The sequence below is a fragment of the Roseomonas rosulenta genome, assembly GCF_016106005.1.
GTDB lineage: Bacteria > Pseudomonadota > Alphaproteobacteria > Acetobacterales > Acetobacteraceae > Neoroseomonas > Neoroseomonas rosulenta.
Window position 1 is genome coordinate 1 of record NZ_JACADR010000083.1, and the last position, 17075, is coordinate 17075.

The 17075-nt window shown below is 71.4% G+C and carries 16 protein-coding genes; 12 read left to right on the forward strand and 4 right to left on the reverse strand.

What is annotated here, in order from left to right; translation table 11 throughout:
* The first annotated feature begins 330 nt into the window (after window positions 1–330).
* The 11 genes from HW578_RS12140 (at window position 331) to HW578_RS12190 (ending at window position 10918) form a co-directional block, all read left to right on the forward strand.
* On the forward strand, window positions 331–1290 hold the full coding sequence (locus HW578_RS12140; RefSeq protein ID WP_198370818.1) for a Bug family tripartite tricarboxylate transporter substrate binding protein: 960 nt from the start codon (window positions 331–333) through the stop codon (window positions 1288–1290).
* On the forward strand, window positions 1287–2150 hold the full coding sequence (locus HW578_RS12145) for a GNAT family N-acetyltransferase (protein ID WP_369407881.1): 864 nt from the start codon (window positions 1287–1289) through the stop codon (window positions 2148–2150). The genes HW578_RS12140 and HW578_RS12145 overlap by 4 nt, the downstream gene beginning before the upstream one ends.
* Before the next feature lie 74 nt (window positions 2151–2224).
* Window positions 2225–3388: a DUF3734 domain-containing protein gene (locus HW578_RS12150; RefSeq protein WP_232478907.1), complete on the forward strand. Its 1164-nt coding sequence runs from the start codon at window positions 2225–2227 to the stop codon at window positions 3386–3388.
* Window positions 3389–3440: 52 nt separating this feature from the next.
* Window positions 3441–3851, forward strand: a complete 411-nt coding sequence (locus tag HW578_RS12155) for a carboxymuconolactone decarboxylase family protein (protein ID WP_198370819.1) — start codon at window positions 3441–3443, stop codon at window positions 3849–3851.
* A gap of 174 nt (window positions 3852–4025) precedes the next feature.
* Window positions 4026–6227, forward strand: a complete 2202-nt coding sequence (locus HW578_RS12160; protein WP_198370820.1) for a DUF3141 domain-containing protein — start codon at window positions 4026–4028, stop codon at window positions 6225–6227.
* A 67-nt stretch (window positions 6228–6294) separates the two neighbouring features.
* Entirely contained in the window at window positions 6295–7071 is a 777-nt protein-coding gene (locus HW578_RS12165; RefSeq protein WP_198370821.1) for an MBL fold metallo-hydrolase, read from the forward strand.
* On the forward strand, window positions 7068–7850 hold the full coding sequence (locus HW578_RS12170) for a class II aldolase/adducin family protein (RefSeq protein WP_198370822.1): 783 nt from the start codon (window positions 7068–7070) through the stop codon (window positions 7848–7850). Before HW578_RS12165 ends, HW578_RS12170 begins: the two co-directional genes overlap by 4 nt.
* A gap of 15 nt (window positions 7851–7865) precedes the next feature.
* Entirely contained in the window at window positions 7866–8195 is a 330-nt protein-coding gene (locus HW578_RS12175) for a carboxymuconolactone decarboxylase family protein (RefSeq protein ID WP_198370823.1), read from the forward strand.
* A 4-nt stretch (window positions 8196–8199) separates the two neighbouring features.
* Window positions 8200–9138: an NAD(P)-dependent oxidoreductase gene (locus HW578_RS12180; RefSeq protein ID WP_232478908.1), complete on the forward strand. Its 939-nt coding sequence runs from the start codon at window positions 8200–8202 to the stop codon at window positions 9136–9138.
* The gene (locus HW578_RS12185) at window positions 9135–9920 is read left to right on the forward strand and encodes an N-acyl homoserine lactonase family protein (RefSeq protein ID WP_198370825.1); all 786 of its coding nucleotides are present in this window, start codon (window positions 9135–9137) and stop codon (window positions 9918–9920) included. Before HW578_RS12180 ends, HW578_RS12185 begins: the two co-directional genes overlap by 4 nt.
* Entirely contained in the window at window positions 9917–10918 is a 1002-nt protein-coding gene (locus HW578_RS12190) for an alpha/beta fold hydrolase (protein WP_198370826.1), read from the forward strand. The genes HW578_RS12185 and HW578_RS12190 overlap by 4 nt, the downstream gene beginning before the upstream one ends.
* 9 nt (window positions 10919–10927) lie before the next feature.
* On the opposite strand, the gene HW578_RS12195 is transcribed toward HW578_RS12190, so the two are convergent.
* The 4 genes from HW578_RS12195 to HW578_RS12210 all read right to left on the reverse strand — a co-directional run bounded on the left by HW578_RS12195 (window position 10928) and on the right by HW578_RS12210 (window position 15837).
* Entirely contained in the window at window positions 10928–11371 is a 444-nt protein-coding gene (locus tag HW578_RS12195; protein ID WP_198370827.1) for a DUF488 domain-containing protein, read from the reverse strand.
* 1 nt (window position 11372) lies between these two features.
* Window positions 11373–13670 (reverse strand): NADP-dependent malic enzyme, encoded by a 2298-nt coding sequence (locus HW578_RS12200; RefSeq protein WP_198370828.1) that lies wholly within the window; start codon window positions 13668–13670, stop codon window positions 11373–11375.
* Between the two features lie 105 nt (window positions 13671–13775).
* Window positions 13776–15350: an ABC transporter substrate-binding protein gene (locus HW578_RS12205; RefSeq protein ID WP_198370829.1), complete on the reverse strand. Its 1575-nt coding sequence runs from the start codon at window positions 15348–15350 to the stop codon at window positions 13776–13778.
* Between the two features lie 85 nt (window positions 15351–15435).
* Complete coding sequence (locus HW578_RS12210) at window positions 15436–15837, reverse strand: VOC family protein (protein ID WP_198370830.1); 402 nt, start codon at window positions 15835–15837, stop codon at window positions 15436–15438.
* 42 nt (window positions 15838–15879) lie between these two features.
* Here HW578_RS12210 and HW578_RS12215 point away from each other — a divergent pair.
* The coding region (locus HW578_RS12215) for a MutS N-terminal domain-containing protein (protein ID WP_456308277.1) at window positions 15880–17075 on the forward strand (1196 nt) is incomplete at its 3' end.

Here is a 17075-nt window from a genome sequence, read left to right on the forward strand (position 1 = left end):
CGATCTCCTCCCGCGCGAGGCTGACGCGGCCCGAGGCGAGCGCGTCGTCCGCCGCCGCGAGGCGCGCGCGAATACCGCCAGGCGCCTGCGCGCCGGCGGGCATCGCCGCCATGATCCATGCCGCCGCCAGCATCGCCAGCGCCTGCGTGCCCGTTCCCTTGCGCACCATCTTTCCTCCGTCACCGCTTCATGCCATCCAGAAGGCCAGAGTGGCGTGACGGGCGCGTGTCCGCCGCGCAACGGAATGCAACGGCCGGTCGCTGGCGCGATGCGGCGGGCCTGCGCAGGCGGCGCGGCGGCCCCGCGCACGGGATGGAGGACACACGGCTGATGTCCGGGTTGGTGCGACGCGCGCTGCTGCTCGGCGCTCTCGCGGTGCCGGCGGTCCGGCGGCCGGCCCGTGCCTGGACGCCGGCCGGGCCGGTGCGCCTGCTGGTGCCCTTCGCCGCCGGCGGCACCAACGACGTGGTGATGCGCGCCCTGGCCGATGCCGCCGAACCCACGCTCGGGCAGGAGATCGAGGTCGAGAACAAGCCCGGCCGCGCCGGGATGCGCGCCATCACCGCGCTGGTCTCGGCACCGCCCGACGGGCGCCTGGTCGCGCAGCTTCCCGCCGCCGCGCTGCGGACCGCGCTGCTGGAACAGATGCCCTTCGAGATCCCCGGCGACACCACGCCGCTGCTGGGTGTGGCCGGCGCGGCCTATGGCGCCATCGCCAAGGCCGGCCGCTTCCCCGATGGCTGGGCCGGCTTCCTCAAGGAAGCGCGCGAGAAGCCCGGCGTGCTGTCCTATGGCAGCCCCGGCGTGAACTCGACCGCCCACCTGACCATGGCGCGGCTGCTGCTGCGCGAAAGGGTGCAGGCGGTGCATGTGCCCTTCCGCGGCGCGCTGCACGGCGCGCGCGCGCTGGCCGCCGGCGACGTGGACGTGATGGCGGGGCCGGTGCGCATCGGCACGCTGGTCGATGAGGGCGAGGCCACCTGGCTGCATGTCTGGAGCGCCGAGCGCCTGCCGCGCTGGCCCGAAGCGCCGACGCTGCGCGAGCTCGGCTATCGCCTGACCGTGACCGCACCCTTCGGCATCGTCGGCCCGCCCCGCCTGCCTGACCCGATCGCCGAGACGCTGCGCAACGCCTTCCGCGCCGGCATGCGCGACGAGGCCTTCCGCGCCGCGCTGGCCCGCAACGACATGACCGAGGACTACCGCGACGCCGCTGCCTATGGCGCCTTCCTCACGGAATCCACGCGGATGGAGGAAATGCTGATCGGCCGGCTCGGCCTGCAGCCGTGACGCCGTCAGACTTGCGCGCGCCGGAGCGCACCCCGTCAGACCCGCACGCGCCGGAGCGCGCCCCGTCAGACCCGCGCGCACCGGAGCGCGCGACGCCCGACCTGCACGCGCTCGAGCACGCGGCGCTGTCCAGCGTGCCGGCGCCGCGCGTGGCCTTCGACGGGCCCTTCGTGGTGCGCGCCTTCGCCGGCGGGACGGGACGCGCCAACGCCGCCTCCTCGATCGACCCCGCGCCGGATGCGGAACTGCACGAGCGCATCGCGCGGATCGAGGCGCTGTATGCCGCGCAGGGCCTGCCGCCGCGCTTCCGATCGACCCCGCTCGACCCGCCGGGCCTGGCCGCGGCGCTCACCGCGCGCGGCTATGTCGAGAAGGACGAGACGGTCATCCTGCTCGCCCCCATCGGCGCCATCGCCGCAGCGGAGGCCACTGCCGTCGCGCGGCCCGCCCCGGATGCCGACTGGATGGCGGTGACCGCCACGGCGGAGCACCAGACGCCGGCGCGCCGGCGCGAGAAGGAAGGCACCCCGGCGCTGCTGATGGTGCCCGGCGCCTGGATCACGCTGCGCGAGGGCGATGCCGCCGCGGCGGTGATCTCGGTGGTGGCGGCAGGGACGCTGGCGGGCTTCTTCGACCTTGCGGTGCGCCCGGAATTCCGCCGCCGCGGCCTGGCCGCGCGGGCGGTGCGCGCGGCGGCGCACTGGGCGCAGACGCGGGGCGCGGCCTGGCTGTTCTGCCAGGTGGCGGCCGCGAATGCGGCGTCGCTCGCGCTCAACACGGGCCTCGGCATGGCGGAGGCGTATCGCTACCGCTACCTGGTGCGCCCCCAGGATGCGCTGCCGACGATGCGCTTCGGCTGAGGCGCCGCGCGACGAAAACGGGTGCGCCGCGGCTGCCGCCCGCTACGATCCGGCCGGATCGACAGGAGCAGCCCATGGCACGACGCCCCGGCCCGAAGCGCGCCTCCGGCTACGACAAGCGCGTCGCGCTGGTGCTGCAGGGCGGCGGCGCGCTCGGCAGTTACCAGGCCGGCGTCTACGAGGCGATCGCCGACAGCCCGTTTCAGCCCGACTGGGTCGCGGGCATCTCGATCGGCGCGGTGAACGCCGCCATCATCGCAGGCAATCCGGCAGGCGAGCGCGTCGCGAAGCTGCGCCGCTTCTGGGAGAGGGTGACCACTCCGCCACGCTGGGCTGCCTGGACCGACCTTGCGTTCGGCACCGTGCCCGAACTGCGCCGCAACGCCGGCGCGACCAGCGCGGTGCTGTTCGGCCAAACCGGCTTCTTCGAGCCTAGGCCCCCCGAGGCGTGGTGGCGCGAGCCGCCGCCGACGAGCTTCTACGACACCTCCGCGCTGAAGGGCACGCTGGAATCGCTGGTCGATTTCGACCGCATCAACCACCCGGATGGCATCCGGTTGAGCGTGGGCGCGGTGAACGTGCGCACCGGCAACTTCGCCTATTTCGACAGCGCCGAGATGCCGCTGCGGGTCGAGCACGTCATGGCCAGCGGCGCGCTGCCGCCGGGCTTCCCCGCGATCGAGATCGACGGCGAGCATTTCTGGGACGGCGGCTTGGTGTCGAACACGCCGCTGCAATACGTGATCACGAAGGTGCCGCGCCGGTCGCGCCTGGTGTTTCAGGTGGACGTGTTCCCCGCGCGCGGGCGCCTGCCGCGCACCCTGCTGGAAGCTGCGGAGCGCGAGAAGGACATCCGCTACAGCAGCCGGACCCGGGCGGGATCCGACGTCATCCGCACCACCCACGACCTGCGGCACAACATCAACACGCTGCTCGGGAAGCTGCCACCCGCGCTGCGCGACACGCCCGAGGCGCATTCCCTATACGAATTCGCCTGCGTCACCACGATGGACATCGCCCAGCTGATCTACCGCCCCGAGGACGAGCAGGGCCAGACCAAGGACTACGAGTTCGGCCGCGCAACCATGGAGGAACGCTGGACGCATGGGCGGGCGGATGCGCAGGAGACGCTGGACGCCGCGCCCTGGCTCGCGCCCATGCCGCCCGAAGTCGGCGCGCGCACCTTCGATGTCGTCGGCGACCGCCTGCGGGCCGAGGGCCGCCACGACCTGGCCTGATGCGTGCCGCGGGTCCGGTGTAGGCTCGCCCCGCACCATGGAGGAACGCGAGATGTCGAAATCCGACGACTGGCACAAGGGCGACGCCGTGAGGCGCGACCTGATGGGCGCGGCGATGGTCGAGCGCATGGCCAAGGGCGTCTATGACGACCCGATCATGGAGGCCTTCGGCGACTATGCGCGCGAGGCGGTCTTCGCGAAGCTCTGGGCGCGCCCGGGGCTGGATGCCAGGACGCGCACGCTGATCTGCGTGGTCTCCGATACCGCGACGCATGCCTGGCCGGAGCTGGCGATCCACCTGCGCATGGCGCGGCGCGCCGGCTGGTCGGAACAGGAGCTCTCGGAGGTCCTGCTGCACCTGTCCGGCTATATCGGCCTGCCTTCGGTGCGCGAGGGGCTGATCGTGGCGCGCGGCGTCTTCGCCGAGATGCGCGCGGAACCCGAGGGCGGCCTCGGCGCATAGCGCCGCCGGGATTGCGGTGAATCAAGGCGGTCCTGCGCCGCCCTGGTCATGCTTGTTTCGTATCGCGTTTCGGGAGCCCGGGTTCAGTATCATGCTTCTGAAACGCCCTGACCTCGGCCGGCGCCGGACCTTCGGCGCGGGCCGTTCCGCGCGCGCCGAACAAGGAGCCCAGCCATGACACCCGATCTCGGCCCATTCCCCTGGGCGGCCTATGCCGTCGATGCCTGGCAGCGCAGCGTGCTGTTCCTCGACGTCCTGCGCCGGCGCGGCAACGCGTTCCTCGAACGCGAGGACGACCCGATGCGCAACGTCCTCAGCTTCGGCTTCGAGCTGGTGCGCGACGGGCGCGACCTGCCGCGGCCGGTCAACTACTGGATGGCGCGCGTCACGCCGCCCGAGGGCGCCCCGCTCGCTGACCCGCTGAACCGCCCCTTCATCGTGATCGACCCGCGCGCCGGCCACGGCCCGGGCATCGGCGGCTTCAAGGCGGATAGCGAGATCGGCGTCGCGATCAATGCCGGCCACCCCTGCTACTTCGTGGGCTTCCGCCCCGAACCCGAGCCCGGCCAGACCATCGAGGACGTGGTCCGCGCCATCATCGCCTTTGCCGAGGAGGTCGGGCGCCGCCATCACGGCGCCGAGGGCAAGCCCGTCGCCATCGGCAACTGCCAGGCCGGCTGGGCGCTGCTCATGGCCGCCGCGATCCGCCCCGAGGCCTTCGGCCCGCTGATGGTGGCCGGCACGCCCGTGTCGTACTGGGCCGGGCGGCAGGGCCATGCGCCGATGCGCTACCTGGGCGGGCTGCTCGGCGGGTCCTGGCTCACGCACATGACCGGCGACCTCGGCGGCGGCCGGTTCGACGGCGCCTGGCTGGTCAGCAACTTCGAGAGCGGCAACCCTGCCAACACTTACTGGACCAAGCAGTACGAGGTCTGGGCCGATGTCGACCGCGCGGCGGAACGCTACCTCGGCTTCGAGCAATGGTGGGGCGGCCACGTCACCCTGAACGCCGAGGAGATGGCGTTCATCGTCGACAAGCTGTTCGTCGGCAACCGCCTGGCGACGGGTGAGCTCACCTTCTCCGACGGCACGCGGGTGGACCTGCGCGCCATCCAGTCGCCCATCATCGTATTCTGCTCGGAGGGCGACGACATCACGCCGCCGGCGCAGGCGCTGTCCTGGGTCACCGACCTGTACGGCGACATCGACGACCTGCGCACGCACGGCCAGACCATCGTCTATTCCGTGCATGGCAGCATCGGGCACCTCGGCATCTTCGTCTCGGGCGGGGTGGCGCGGAAGGAGCACAACGAGTTCGCGTCCAACATGGACATGATCGACGTGTTGCCGCCCGGCCTCTACGAGGCGGTGCTGCAGGAGAGCGCCGGCAAGCCCGGCGCCGAGCTGACCCGCGGCGAGTGGCTGGTTTCCTTCGAGGCGCGGCAGCTGGCCGACCTCGCGCAGCACGGCGCCACCGACCCCGAGGACGAGGCGCGCTTCGCCGCCGTGCGCCGCGTGTCCGAGGCGAATGTCGCACTGTATCGCAGCTTCGCCCAGCCGGTGGTGCGCGCCATGGCGACGCCGCCCGTGGTGCGCGCGCTGGAGCAGCTGCATCCCGCGCGGCTGTCCTACACGCTGTTCTCGGACCGCAATCCCTGGATGGGCTGGGTGCGCGCGCTGGCACCCGTGCTGCAGGCAGGGCGCCAGTCGGTCGACCCGGACAATCCGGGCCGCACGGCGGAACGTGCGGTCTCGCAGGCGATCGAGACGGCGCTGTCCGACTACGGCCGCCAGCGCGACGCGCTGAGCGAGACCATGTTCCGCGCGGTCTATGGATCCCCCGTCGTCCAGGCGCTGACCGGCGTGTCGGCCGAGAGCGCGCCGCCGCGCCAGCGCCCGGGGCTCTCGCCCGACCACGAGCGCTTCGTGGCGCTGGCCACCGAGCGGCTGCGCGCCATGATCCCGGCCGGCGGCCTGCCGGAAGCGGTGGTCCGCGCGCTGCTGTGGATCCGCCTGCCCACCGGCACCGCCGACGAGCGGTCCTTTGCCGTGATCCGCCGCATCCGCGCGGCCTATGGCGCCGACCGGATGCCGCTGGCCGAGTTCAAGCGGATGCTGCGCCTGCAGTTCTTCATGCTGCTGATCGACGAGCCCGCCGCCATCGCCGCGCTGCCGGCGCTGTTGCCCGACGACCCGGCGATGCGTGCCGAAGCCTTCGCCATGGTTCGCGAGGTCGTGACCGCCGTGGGCGAGGTGGAGGCGCCGGTCGCCGAGCGGCTGGATGCGGTCGAACGGATCTTCACCGGCGCCGAGCCGCCGGCCGATACCGGCAAGGTGCGGCGCCTGCGCGCGTCGCCGCGCGGCACCGCCGCCTGACGCCAGGCGCCGTCTGGTCGGCGCCGCGGCATCGCTCTACGCTTCCCGCCGGTAAGGGAAGCGCGACATGGCATGGCAGGGCGGCGGCTGGGATCTCGAGATCCTGGTCACGGGGTATCCGGGCAAGGCGGTGCTGCATGGGGGCCTCGGCTGGAGCACGGTGGTGCTGCTGCGCGGCCATGGCCGCATCGTTGTTCTGGATGGCGGCGGCTATGGGCTGCGCCGCCCGCTGCTCGAGCACCTGAAGCAGCGCGGCATCGCGCCCGGCGACGTCACCGACCTGCTGCTGAGCCATTCCCACCACGACCATTCGGTCAACTGGCCGATGTTCCGCCAGGCGCGCATCTGGATCGGGCGCGTGGAACTGGCCTGGGCGCTGGGCGTGGCCTGGGGTGAGACCGCCGTGCCCGAGCATGCGATCGCCGCACTTTCGCGCTGGCCGACGCTGCGCCTCGTCGATGACGGGGACGAGGTGCTGCCAGGCATCGTCGCGCGCCTCTCGCCCGGCCACACGCCCGGCCACCTGATCTTCGTCATCGGCGGCGACGGGCAGGACTGCGTGCTGCTGCAGGATGCCGTGAAGAACCGCGTCGAGCTGACCACGCGCCGCACCGACATGACCTACGACCCCGCGATCAGCCGTGCGACGATCGACATGGTGTGGGACATCTGCCGCGAGCGCCCTGGCTGCCTCCTGATCCCGGGCCATGACCTGCCCATGGTGGTGGAGAACGGCGTGCCGCGCCCGATCGGCAAGCAGCGGGCCGGCATCCGCGCCTGGTTCGGCGAGACGCTCGACGATATGACGCGCTACGACCTGGGACCTGTGGGGAGCGAGCCATGAACGAGACGTCGGCACTTCGCATCGCGCCGTTGCAGGGTTCGGTCAGCGCGGCCGAATGGCAGGCGCGGGTCGACCTCGCGGCCTGCTACCGGCTGTGCGACCGCTACGGCATGTCGGACATGATCTACACCCACATCACCGCGCGCGTGCCGGATGCGCCGGGGCAGTTCCTGATCAACCCGAACGGGCTGCTGTTCAGCGAGATCACCGCCTCCTCGCTGCTCAAGGTGAACGAGCAGGGCGAGGTGCTGTACCGCCCCGACCTGCCCTATGGCCTGCACCCGGCGGGCTTCACCATCCACAGCGCGATCTACCGCGCGCGGCCCGATGCCATGGCGGCGATGCACACGCACACCATCGCCGGCATGGCCGTCAGCGCGCTGAAATGCGGCCTGCTGCCGCTGACGCAGACCGCCACGCGCTTCTACGGGCGCATCGCCTATCACGATTTCCGTGGGCCGGAACGCGACCCTTCGGAGCGCGACCTGCTGGCGCAGTCCATCGGCCCGCTGAACTACTGCATCCTGCGCAACCATGGTCTGCTCACGCTCGGCGCCAGCGTGTCGGAGACCTTTATCGCCATGTGGGGGCTTGAGCGCGCGTGCCAGGCGCAGCTCGCCGCCATGGCCTGCAACACGGAGCTGGAAATGCCGAGCCCCGAGGTCGTGGAGAAGTCCTGCTCCATGTACGCGCCCGGCAATTCGCGCACCTATGGCCCGCTGGAATGGCAGGGGCTGCTGCGCATGCTCGACCGTACCGATCCCGGCTTCCGGGACTGAAGGAAAACGTACCCCATGGCCAAGTCCAACATTGAACGCCGCAACCGCATCAGGCCGCACTTCGGCAAGCTCATCGAGATGACGGAGCAGTACGCCTATGCCGATGTCTGGGAGCGCCCGCAGCTGTCCAAGCGCGACCGGTCGCTGGTGACGATCGCGGCGCTCACGGCGCTCGGCTGGACCGACCAGCTCGACGGGCACATCCAGCGCGGCCTCGCGAACGGGCTGACGCGCGAGGAAGTGACCGAGGCGATCACGCACCTTGCGATCTATTCCGGCTGGCCTTCGGCGATGACGGCCGCCCATGTCGCGACCGACGTGTTCGAAGAGCAGGACAAGGGCTGAGGCCATGAAGATCGGGTTCATCGGCCTCGGCACCATGGGTGCCTTCATGGCGGCCAACCTGCAGAAGGCGGGCTATGCGCTGGTGATCCACGATGTGCGGCGGGAAGCCGGCGCCAATCGCCTCGCCGCCGGCGCCGTCTGGGCCGAGACGCCACGCGCGGTGGCCGAGCAATCCGACGTGATCTTCACCTCCCTGCCTGGCCCGAAGGAAGTCGAGCCGGTGGTCTTCGGCGAGGACGGCATCCTCGCCGGCGTGAAGCCGGGGGCAGCGTATTTCGACCTCTCGACCAATTCCCAGGCGCTGGTGCGGCGCTTCGCCGACGCCATGGCGGCCAAGGGCGGCTATGGCTTCGACGCGCCGGTCAGCGGCGGGCCGAAGGGGGCGGAGACGGGCAGGCTGGCGATCTGGGTCGGCGGTGACCGCGCAGCCTATGACCGCTTCAAGCCGGTGCTCGACGCCTTCGGCGACCAGGCGCGCTACATCGGCCCCGCAGGCTCCGCCACGGTGGCGAAGCTGGTGCACAACATGGCCGGCTACGCCATCCAGACCGTGATGGCGGAGGTCTTCTCCATGGGCGTGAAGGCGGGAATGGACCCGCTGGAATTGTGGGAGGCGGTGCGCCAGGGCGCGCTGGGGCGCCGCCGCACCTTCGACAGGCTCGCCGACCAGTTCCTGGTTGAGACCTACGATCCGCCGTCGTTCACGCTGAAGCTGGCGCACAAGGATGTCTCGCTGGCGATCGAGATGGGCCGCGCGCTCGGCGTGCCGATGCGCCTGTGCAACCTGGTGCTCGAGGATTTCAACGAGGCGCTGAACCACCCGGGCTGGGAGGCGCTCGACAGCCGCGTGCCGATGAAAATGCAGCTCGACCGCGCGGGTGTCGCGATCAAATGCGACCCGGCTGATGTGCAGGCGGTGCTCGACGCCGATGGCGCCCGATGAGCTGGAAGGTCTATGCGCTGCGCTACGCCATGCGCGAGGCGCGACGGCACGAGCACTTCATCGGCGGCGACCCGCATGACGCGCCCATGCCGATGGACTATTTCGTCTGGGCCATGGTGCGGGATGGCCAGGCCATCGTGCTCGACACCGGCTTCACCGAGCCGGTGGCCAGGAAGCGCGGCCGCACCTGGTTCCGTTGCCCGGTGGACAGCCTGCGGCTGCTCGGCATCGAGCCCGATGCGGTGGAGGACGTGGTCATCTCCCACCTGCACTACGACCATGTCGGCACCTTCCACAAATTCGCGCGTGCGCGCTTCCACCTGCAGGAGGCAGAGATGCACTACGCCTGCGGCCACTACATGAAGCACAGGCGCCTGCGCCATTCCTTCGAGGTCGAGGACGTGGTCGGCATCCTGCGCATGACCTATGCCGACCGCGTGGTGTTCCACGACGGCGACGACGAACTGGCACCCGGCATCACGCTGCATGTCGCGGCCGGGCATTCGGCGGGGCTGCAATGCATTCGCGTGGAGACCGAGCGCGGGCAGGTCGTGCTCGCCTCCGACGTCACGCATTTCTACGAGAACATGGAGAGCGGCCGTCCCTTCACCACTGCCTTTCATGTCGGTGGCATGCTGGACGGCTTCGACCGGCTGCGCGCGCTGGCGCCCTCGCCCGCGCACATCATCCCCGGCCATGATCCGGAGGTGATGCGCCGCTACCCCGCGGTGCCGGGGCTGGAGGGCATCGCCGTCGAACTGCATCGCGAGCCGATCGCATGACCTGGCCGGTACAGGTGGGCGTCTTCTCCCTGGGCGACCTTCCGCTGAAGCGCGGTGGCGTTCTGCCGGATGCGAAGCTGGTGTGGCGTGCGCATGGAACGCTCTCGCCGGCGCGCGACAATGTCGTGCTGTATCCCACCAGCTACGGCGCGCAGCACCCGGACCTCGAATGGCTGATCGGCCCCGAGGGCGTGCTGGACCCGACACGCTGGTTCATCGTCATCCCGAACATGTTCGGCAACGGGCTGTCCTCCTCGCCGAGCAACACCGCGCCCTGGCCGGCGCTGGTCACCGCACACGACAACATCGCCGCGCAGCGCCGCCTGCTGGCGGAGGTGTTCGGCGTGGAGCGCCTGCACGCCGTCTATGGCTGGTCGATGGGCGCGCAGCAGGCCTACCACTGGGCCGCGACGTACCCGGACGCTGTGCCGCGCGCCGTGATCAATTGCGGCAGCGCGCGCACGGCTACGCATAACCGCGTCTTCCTGGCCGGCATGATGGCGGTGCTGGAAGCCGCACCCGAGTACGACGGCACGGCGCTGTTCGCCGCGCAGCCGCGCGCGGCGCTGCGGGCCTTCGGCCGCCTCTATGCCGGCTGGGCGCTGAGCCAGGATTTCTACCGCGCCGGGCTGCACCTGAGTGCGCTCAAGGCGCCGGACCTCGAGACTTTCTACCGCACGGACTGGGAAGACCGCTTCGGCCGCCGCGCCGCCGCCGACCTGCTGGCGCAGCTGCGCACCTGGGACGCCGGCGACATCGCCGATGGCGGCGACCTGGACGCCGCGCTGCGCCGCATCGCCGCGCGTGTGCTGCTGATGCCCTCGGAGACCGACCTGTATTTCCGCGTGGCCGACAACGCCGCGGAACTGCCGCACCTCAGGCACGGCCGCCTGGCGCCGATCCCCTCCATCTGGGGCCACCGCGCCGGTAATCCTGTCGCGAATCCCGAGGACGCGGCCTTCATCAGGCGCGAGGTCCGCGCCCTGCTCGCGGCCTGACGGCCCCGCTCAGCGCGATCCACCGGGGCTGAGGTGCTGCACGCCGAGGCCCATCGCCTCGGCCACCAGCGTGCGGTGGCACTGTGCCGGATCGGCCTCGAGGCACAGCAGGCAGACGCGCCGCCGCCGCGCCAGGTCCGACACGTTCGCCAGCGCCGCCTGCGCTTCGTCGCCCGCGAGATGCGCGGCGAAGATGCGCCGCATCATCGCGGGCTTCCCGGCGCGCGCCGCCGCGCGCCCCTCGGCCGGCGTGCCCAGCGCGCGCAGATGCAGGTAGCCGATGCCCGCCGCCTCCAGCGCCGCCGACAGCGCGCCCTTGGCGAAGCCCGGCCGTCGGCTGTTCGCCAGCGCGCGCACATCCACCAGCGTCTCGATCCCCGCCGCGCGCAGCGTCGCGATCAGCGCGTCGGGTGTCGCGCCCTCGTAGCCGATCGTGCAGACCGGCGGCGGCATGCTACCGCTTCACCGCCGCATGGGCCGCGAGGCAGGCCACATCGAGCATCTGGTTCACCCCAGCCTGCATCGGCACGACCTGCGCGGAATGCGTGAGCCCGGTCAGCAGCGGGCCGATCACCGTGGCCCCCGTCAGCTTCGGCACGGCCTTGGTGAGGATGTGCGCCGCGTGCATGCCCGGCATCACCAGCACGTTGGCCGGCCCGGTGAGGCGACAGAACGGATACAGCGACGCGCGCAATCCGGGATCGAGCGCGACATCGGCCGACATTTCTCCATCGAACTCGAAATCCGTGCCCTTCTCGGACAGCAGCTTCACCGCCTCGCGGATCGAACCCGGGATGGTCCCGCGCGGATCGCCGAAGGTCGAGAAGGACAGGAAGGCCACGCGCGGCTCGAGCCCCAGCCGGCGCGCTGCCGCGGCCGACCCGCGCGCGATGCCGGCCAGCGTCTCCGCATCTGGGCGCTCATGGATGGCTGTGTCCGCCACCAGCACCGTGCCGGCCCGCCGCGACACCACGATCGACACGCCGAACACGACGCGCCCCGGCACCGGGTCGATCGCCATATTGATGCCTTCGAGCGCCACGGAATAGGACCGCGTGGAGCCCGTCACGATCGCATCAGCATCGCCCATCGCCACCATGCAGGCGCCGAAGACGTTGCGGTCCTGGTTCACCAGGCGCTGGCAGTCGCGGAACAGGAAGCCGGTGCGTTGGCGCTTGGCATAGAGGAACTCGGCATAGCGCCGGTTCGAATCCGACAGCCGCGCATTGTGGATCTCGATGCCCTCGGGCAGCGGGATGCCGATGGCGGCGGTGATGGCGGCGATGCGGTCCTCGCGCCCGACCAGCACCGGCGTGCCATAGCCGGCGTTGCGGAAGGCGATCGCGGCGCGGATCACCTTCTCCTCCTCGCCCTCGGCGAAGACCACGCGCTTGGGGTTCTGGCGGACGCTCTCGCTGATCGCCTCCATCGCGCCGGCGGTGGCATCGAGGCGCGTTGCGAGGTCGCGCGCATAGCGCTGCAGGTCGATCAGCGGCTTGCGCGCCACGCCGCTGTCCATCGCCGCCTTCGCCACGGCGGGCGAGACGCGGGAAATCAGCCGTGGGTCGAAGGCGTTCGGGATGATGTATTCGGGGCCGAAGCGCAGCGCCTTTCCTGCCCCCGCACCGGCCACTTCCTCGGGCACGTCCTCGCGCGCCAGCATGGCCAGGGCTTCCGCCGCGGCGATCTTCATCGCGTCGTTGATGGTGCTGGCGCGCACATCCAGCGCGCCTCGGAAGATGAAGGGGAAGCCCAGCACGTTGTTGACCTGGTTCGGGTAGTCCGAGCGTCCGGTGGCGATGATGCAGTCCGGCCGCGCGGCGCGCGCCTCATCCGGCGTGATCTCGGGGTCGGGGTTCGCCATGGCGAAGAGGATCGGCTTGGGCGCCATGGCGCGCAGCATCTCGGGTGTCAGCGCGCCCTTCACCGACAGGCCGAAGAACACGTCGGCACCCTCCAGCGCCTGCATCAGCGTGCGTGCGTTGGTCGCCGTCGCATGCGCCGATTTCCACTGGTTCATGCCCTCGGTGCGGCCGCGGTAGATCACGCCCTTGGTGTCGCACAGGATCACGTTCTCGGACCGCATGCCCATGGCCTTGACCAGCTCGGCGCAGGCGATGCTGGCGGCGCCGGCGCCGTTGATCACCAGCCGCGTGGTCCTGATGTCGCGCCCGGTCAGGTGGATGGCGTTGATCAGCCCGGCGGCGGCGACGATGGCGGTGCCGTGCTGGTCGTCATGGAAGACCGGGATGTCCATCAGCTCGCGCAGGCGCTGCTCGATGACGAAGCATTCCGGCGCCTTGATGTCCTCGAGGTTGATGCCCCCGAAGGACGGGCCAAGGTAGCGGATGGAATTGACGAAGGCGTCCACGTCCTCGGTGTCGACGCACAGGTCGATGCCGTCGACATCGGCGAAGCGCTTGAACAGCGCGACCTTGCCCTCCATCACGGGCTTGGACGCCAGCGCGCCCAGGTTGCCCAGCCCCAGCACCGCCGTGCCGTTGCTGATCACCGCCACGAAATTCCCCTTCGCCGTGTAGTCGTAGGCCAGCTTGGGGTCGCGGTGGATGTGCAGGCAGGGTTCCGCCACGCCGGGCGAATAGGCCAGTGACAGGTCGCGCGCCGTCACCAGCGGCTTGGTCAGGCGGATCTCGAGCTTGCCGGGGCGCCCCTCGGCATGCATGGCGAGCGCTTCCTCGCCCGTGACGCGGGCGGTGCGCGTGTCTTCCGCGGGCGGCTTCACGTCATCCATGGCTTCTTGTCTTTCCCCGGGAAGCGATTGATCGGAACGCACATCATGGCCCCGGGCGGGCCGCCTTGCGACCCCCCGGCTTCGCAGGCGCGGGACGGCGGCGCGCTACCCCCGCCGCAGGTTCCACGGATAGGGCGACGACCCCTCCAGCATCCCCGTCAGGTCGCGCCGGAACGCCGTGCGGATGCGGAACTGGCCGAGCGGCAGGAAGGCCGCGTCCTCCAGCGCGTGCCGGCCCAGCTCGCCGGCCAGTGCCTTCTGGCGTTCGGGGTCGGTCGAGAACAGCCAGGCTTCGGCCAGCTCCTCCGCGCGGGGGCTCGACCACCAGCCGAACCAGCCCTGCAGGCCCTGCCCGCGCACCAGGAAGGACAGCGCCGGGTTGGCCCAGGCGGTCGCACCGCCGGTGGTGTGCAGCATCGACCAGCCGCCGCGCTCCACCGGCTCGCGGTTGTTGCGCCGCTGCACCACCGTGCCCCAGTCGCTTTCCGCCAGGTCGATGTTCATGCCGATCCGCTTCAGCCGGTCCGCCGAGACCTGCCCGAGCGGCCCGATATCGGGGAAGTCGGTCGGGTTGATGATAACGGCGCGCTGGTTGGCGTAGCCGGCCTCCCGCAATGCCGTGCGGGCGCGATCCAGCTCACCCGGCATCATCGCCGCGCCCTCGTCGTTGTAGTAGGGCGTGCCGCGCGGCCAGAGGCTGCGACACAGGTCCCAGTCGCTGCGCTCATCCCCGCGTGAGGCGCGCATGTAGTCCTCCTGCAGCACCGACAGCCGCACCGCGCGCCGGATGCGCACATCGTCGAAGGGCGGGTGCAGGCAGTTCATGCGCATCACCGCGAGTCGGCCGAGCGGGTCGGTCACCTCCCGCCGCACGTCGCGCGACCGCGCCAGCAGCGGGCCGAGGTCGGGGTGCGGGCGTTCCCACCAATCCACCTCGCCGTTCTGCAGCGCGGCGGCGGCGGTCGCCGGATCGGGCAGGATGTGCCATTCGATGCGGCGGAAATGCGCGACCTTGGCCCCGGAGGTCCAGGACGGCGCCTCGCTGCGCGGGACATAGGCGTCGAACTTCTCGTACACCACGCGCGAGCCGGAATTGTACTCGGCGGCGACGAAGCGGAAGGGGCCGGAGCCCACCACTTCCGTGATGGCGCGGCCGGGATCGGTGGCGGCGATGCGCTCGGGCATGATGAACAGCGTCGAGGAATCGGGCTTCGCCAGCGCATCCAGCAGCAGCGGGAAGGCGCGCTTCAGCCGCACCTGGAAGTTGCGGTCGTCGGTTGCCGACCAGTCATCCACCACGCGCGCCAGCAGCTGCCCGAAGGGCTCGCGCGCGCACCAGCGCCTGATGGAGGCGATGCAGTCGGCCGAGCGCACCGGGCTGCCATCGTGGAAGCGCAGCCCCTCGCGCAGGCGGAATTTCCAGGTCAGGCCGTCCGACGATGTCTCGTGCCCCTCGACCATCTGCGGCTTCGGCGCAAGCTGCGCATCCACGCCATACAGCGTGTCGTACACGTAGTAGCCGTGGTTGCCGGTGACGGTGGCGGTGGTGAAGATCGGGTCGAGCACCGACAGGTTGGCCTGGGGGACGAAGCGCAGCGTGGTGGCGCGGGTGTTCTGCGCGACGGCGGGCGCGGCCGTCAGCGCGGCGCCGGCGGCCAGCAGGGTGCGGCGTTGGATCATGGTGCGTTCCTCCTCGGGCATCGTGGCGCGCCCGTCGGCCATGAGGCTACGACGGCGGCGGTGGCCGGGAAACGGCCCGGCCGCGTCAGGCGTTCGACGCATCCGTCATGTCGAAGGTCAGTTCCACCCGCAGGCCGAAGGGGTCTGTCAGGAACAGCTGGTGCAGCGGGAAGCCCGGCAGCGGGGCCTCGGCATAGGGCACGGCCCTGGCCGCGAGCAGCGCCCGCACCTCCGGCAGGCCGCGCGCGCGGAAGGCGACATGCTCGAAGGACGCACCCTGGGCCGGCCCTTCCGGCGGCCCGACCGTCTCGCGCGCCGCCAGGTGCAGCACCGGCCGCCCGCCGGCATAGAGCCAATGGCCCGGGAAATCGAAGGACGGCCGCGGGCCCTCGGTCAGTCCGAGCAGGTCGCGGTAGAATTCTAGCGCCGCCGGCAGGTCCTGCGGGCGGCATCGCAGGTTCGCGTGATCCAGGCCGTCGAGTTGCATGACACCCTCCCTCCCTGCCGTTTTCCGGTCTAGAGCCAGTGCATGACAGGCGCCCCCGGCCCCGAGAGCAAGCGGATTCAACAGGCCGACAGTGCCGCCGCGGGTCCGCGCGCCGAAGGCGAACCTCGGATCCCGCGCGCCGAAGGCGCGACCCCGGCGCTGGCCCAGTGGTTTGCGGCGAAGGCCGCGCATCCGGATGCGCTGGTCTTCTTCCGCATGGGCGACTTCTACGAATTGTTCTTCGCCGATGCCGAGGCGGCCTCCGCCGCCATCGACATCGCGCTCTCCTACCGCGGCGAGCATCGCGGCGAACGGGTGCCGATGTGCGGCGTACCCGCCCATGCGCACGAGGCCTACCTCGCGCGGCTGATCCGCCAGGGCTTCCGCGTCGCGATCTGCGACCAGATGGAAACGCCGGAGGAGGCGAAGCGCCGCAAGGCTCCCACCATCCGGCGCGAGGTGGTCCGCGTGGTGACGCCCGGCACGGTCATCGAGGAATCGCTGCTGGATGCCGCGCGCCCCGCCTGGCTGCTGGCGCTGGCACCGCTCGGCGACCGTCTCGGCGCGGCATGGCTGGACGTGACAAATGGCGCCTTCGGCACGCAGTCCCTGGCGACGGCCGACCTGCCCGCGCTGGTCGCGCGGCTCGAGCCGGCCGAGGTGCTCGCCCCCGAAACCCTGGCCCGCACCCCCGCGCTCGCACCGCTGGCCGACCGCATCGCCCATATCGAACCGCCACGCGACGGCCTGCGCCGCGTGACGGAGGCCTTCGCCGTCGCCACGCTGGAAGGCTTCGGCGCCTTCGCGCCGGAGGAAGTGGCCGCCGCCGCCATGGCGGTGGACTATGTTCGCCTCACCCAGGCCGGCGCTCTGCCGCGCCTCGCCCCGCCCGTGCCCTCGGGCGGGCAGGGCCTGCTGCAGATGGATGGCGCGACGCGCCGCAGCCTCGAGATCCTGCGCAGCGAACGCGGCGAGGCACGGCACTCCCTGCTGGCCGCGGTGGACCGCACCGTCACCGCCGCCGGTGCGCGCGAACTCGCCGCGCGCCTTGCCGCGCCCCTGGCGGAACTCGTGCCCGTCACCGCGCGCCACGACGCGGTGGCCTTCCTGCACGGCGCCGATGCACTGCGCGGCGCGCTGCGCGCTGCGCTGAAAGGCGCGCCAGACATGGCGCGCGCGCTGGCGCGCCTGTCGCTCGACCGCTTCGCCCCGCGCGACCTCGGCGCCATCCGCGACGG

Excerpts from the sequence above, each read along its gene's own strand:
- HW578_RS12140 (WP_198370818.1), top strand. The coding sequence starts at position 331 with ATGTCCGGGTTGGTGCGACGCGCGCTGCTGCTCGGCGCTCTCGCGGTG.
- HW578_RS12150 (WP_232478907.1), top strand. The coding sequence starts at position 2,225 with ATGGCACGACGCCCCGGCCCGAAGCGCGCCTCCGGCTACGACAAGCGC.
- HW578_RS12155 (WP_198370819.1), top strand. The coding sequence starts at position 3,441 with ATGTCGAAATCCGACGACTGGCACAAGGGCGACGCCGTGAGGCGCGAC.
- HW578_RS12160 (WP_198370820.1), top strand. The coding sequence starts at position 4,026 with ATGACACCCGATCTCGGCCCATTCCCCTGGGCGGCCTATGCCGTCGAT.
- HW578_RS12165 (WP_198370821.1), top strand. The coding sequence starts at position 6,295 with ATGGCATGGCAGGGCGGCGGCTGGGATCTCGAGATCCTGGTCACGGGG.
- HW578_RS12170 (WP_198370822.1), top strand. The coding sequence starts at position 7,068 with ATGAACGAGACGTCGGCACTTCGCATCGCGCCGTTGCAGGGTTCGGTC.
- HW578_RS12175 (WP_198370823.1), top strand. The coding sequence starts at position 7,866 with ATGGCCAAGTCCAACATTGAACGCCGCAACCGCATCAGGCCGCACTTC.
- HW578_RS12180 (WP_232478908.1), top strand. The coding sequence starts at position 8,200 with ATGAAGATCGGGTTCATCGGCCTCGGCACCATGGGTGCCTTCATGGCG.
- HW578_RS12185 (WP_198370825.1), top strand. The coding sequence starts at position 9,135 with ATGAGCTGGAAGGTCTATGCGCTGCGCTACGCCATGCGCGAGGCGCGA.
- HW578_RS12190 (WP_198370826.1), top strand. The coding sequence starts at position 9,917 with ATGACCTGGCCGGTACAGGTGGGCGTCTTCTCCCTGGGCGACCTTCCG.
- HW578_RS12195 (WP_198370827.1), bottom strand. The coding sequence starts at position 11,371 with ATGCCGCCGCCGGTCTGCACGATCGGCTACGAGGGCGCGACACCCGAC.
- HW578_RS12200 (WP_198370828.1), bottom strand. The coding sequence starts at position 13,670 with ATGGATGACGTGAAGCCGCCCGCGGAAGACACGCGCACCGCCCGCGTC.
- HW578_RS12205 (WP_198370829.1), bottom strand. The coding sequence starts at position 15,350 with ATGATCCAACGCCGCACCCTGCTGGCCGCCGGCGCCGCGCTGACGGCC.
- HW578_RS12210 (WP_198370830.1), bottom strand. The coding sequence starts at position 15,837 with ATGCAACTCGACGGCCTGGATCACGCGAACCTGCGATGCCGCCCGCAG.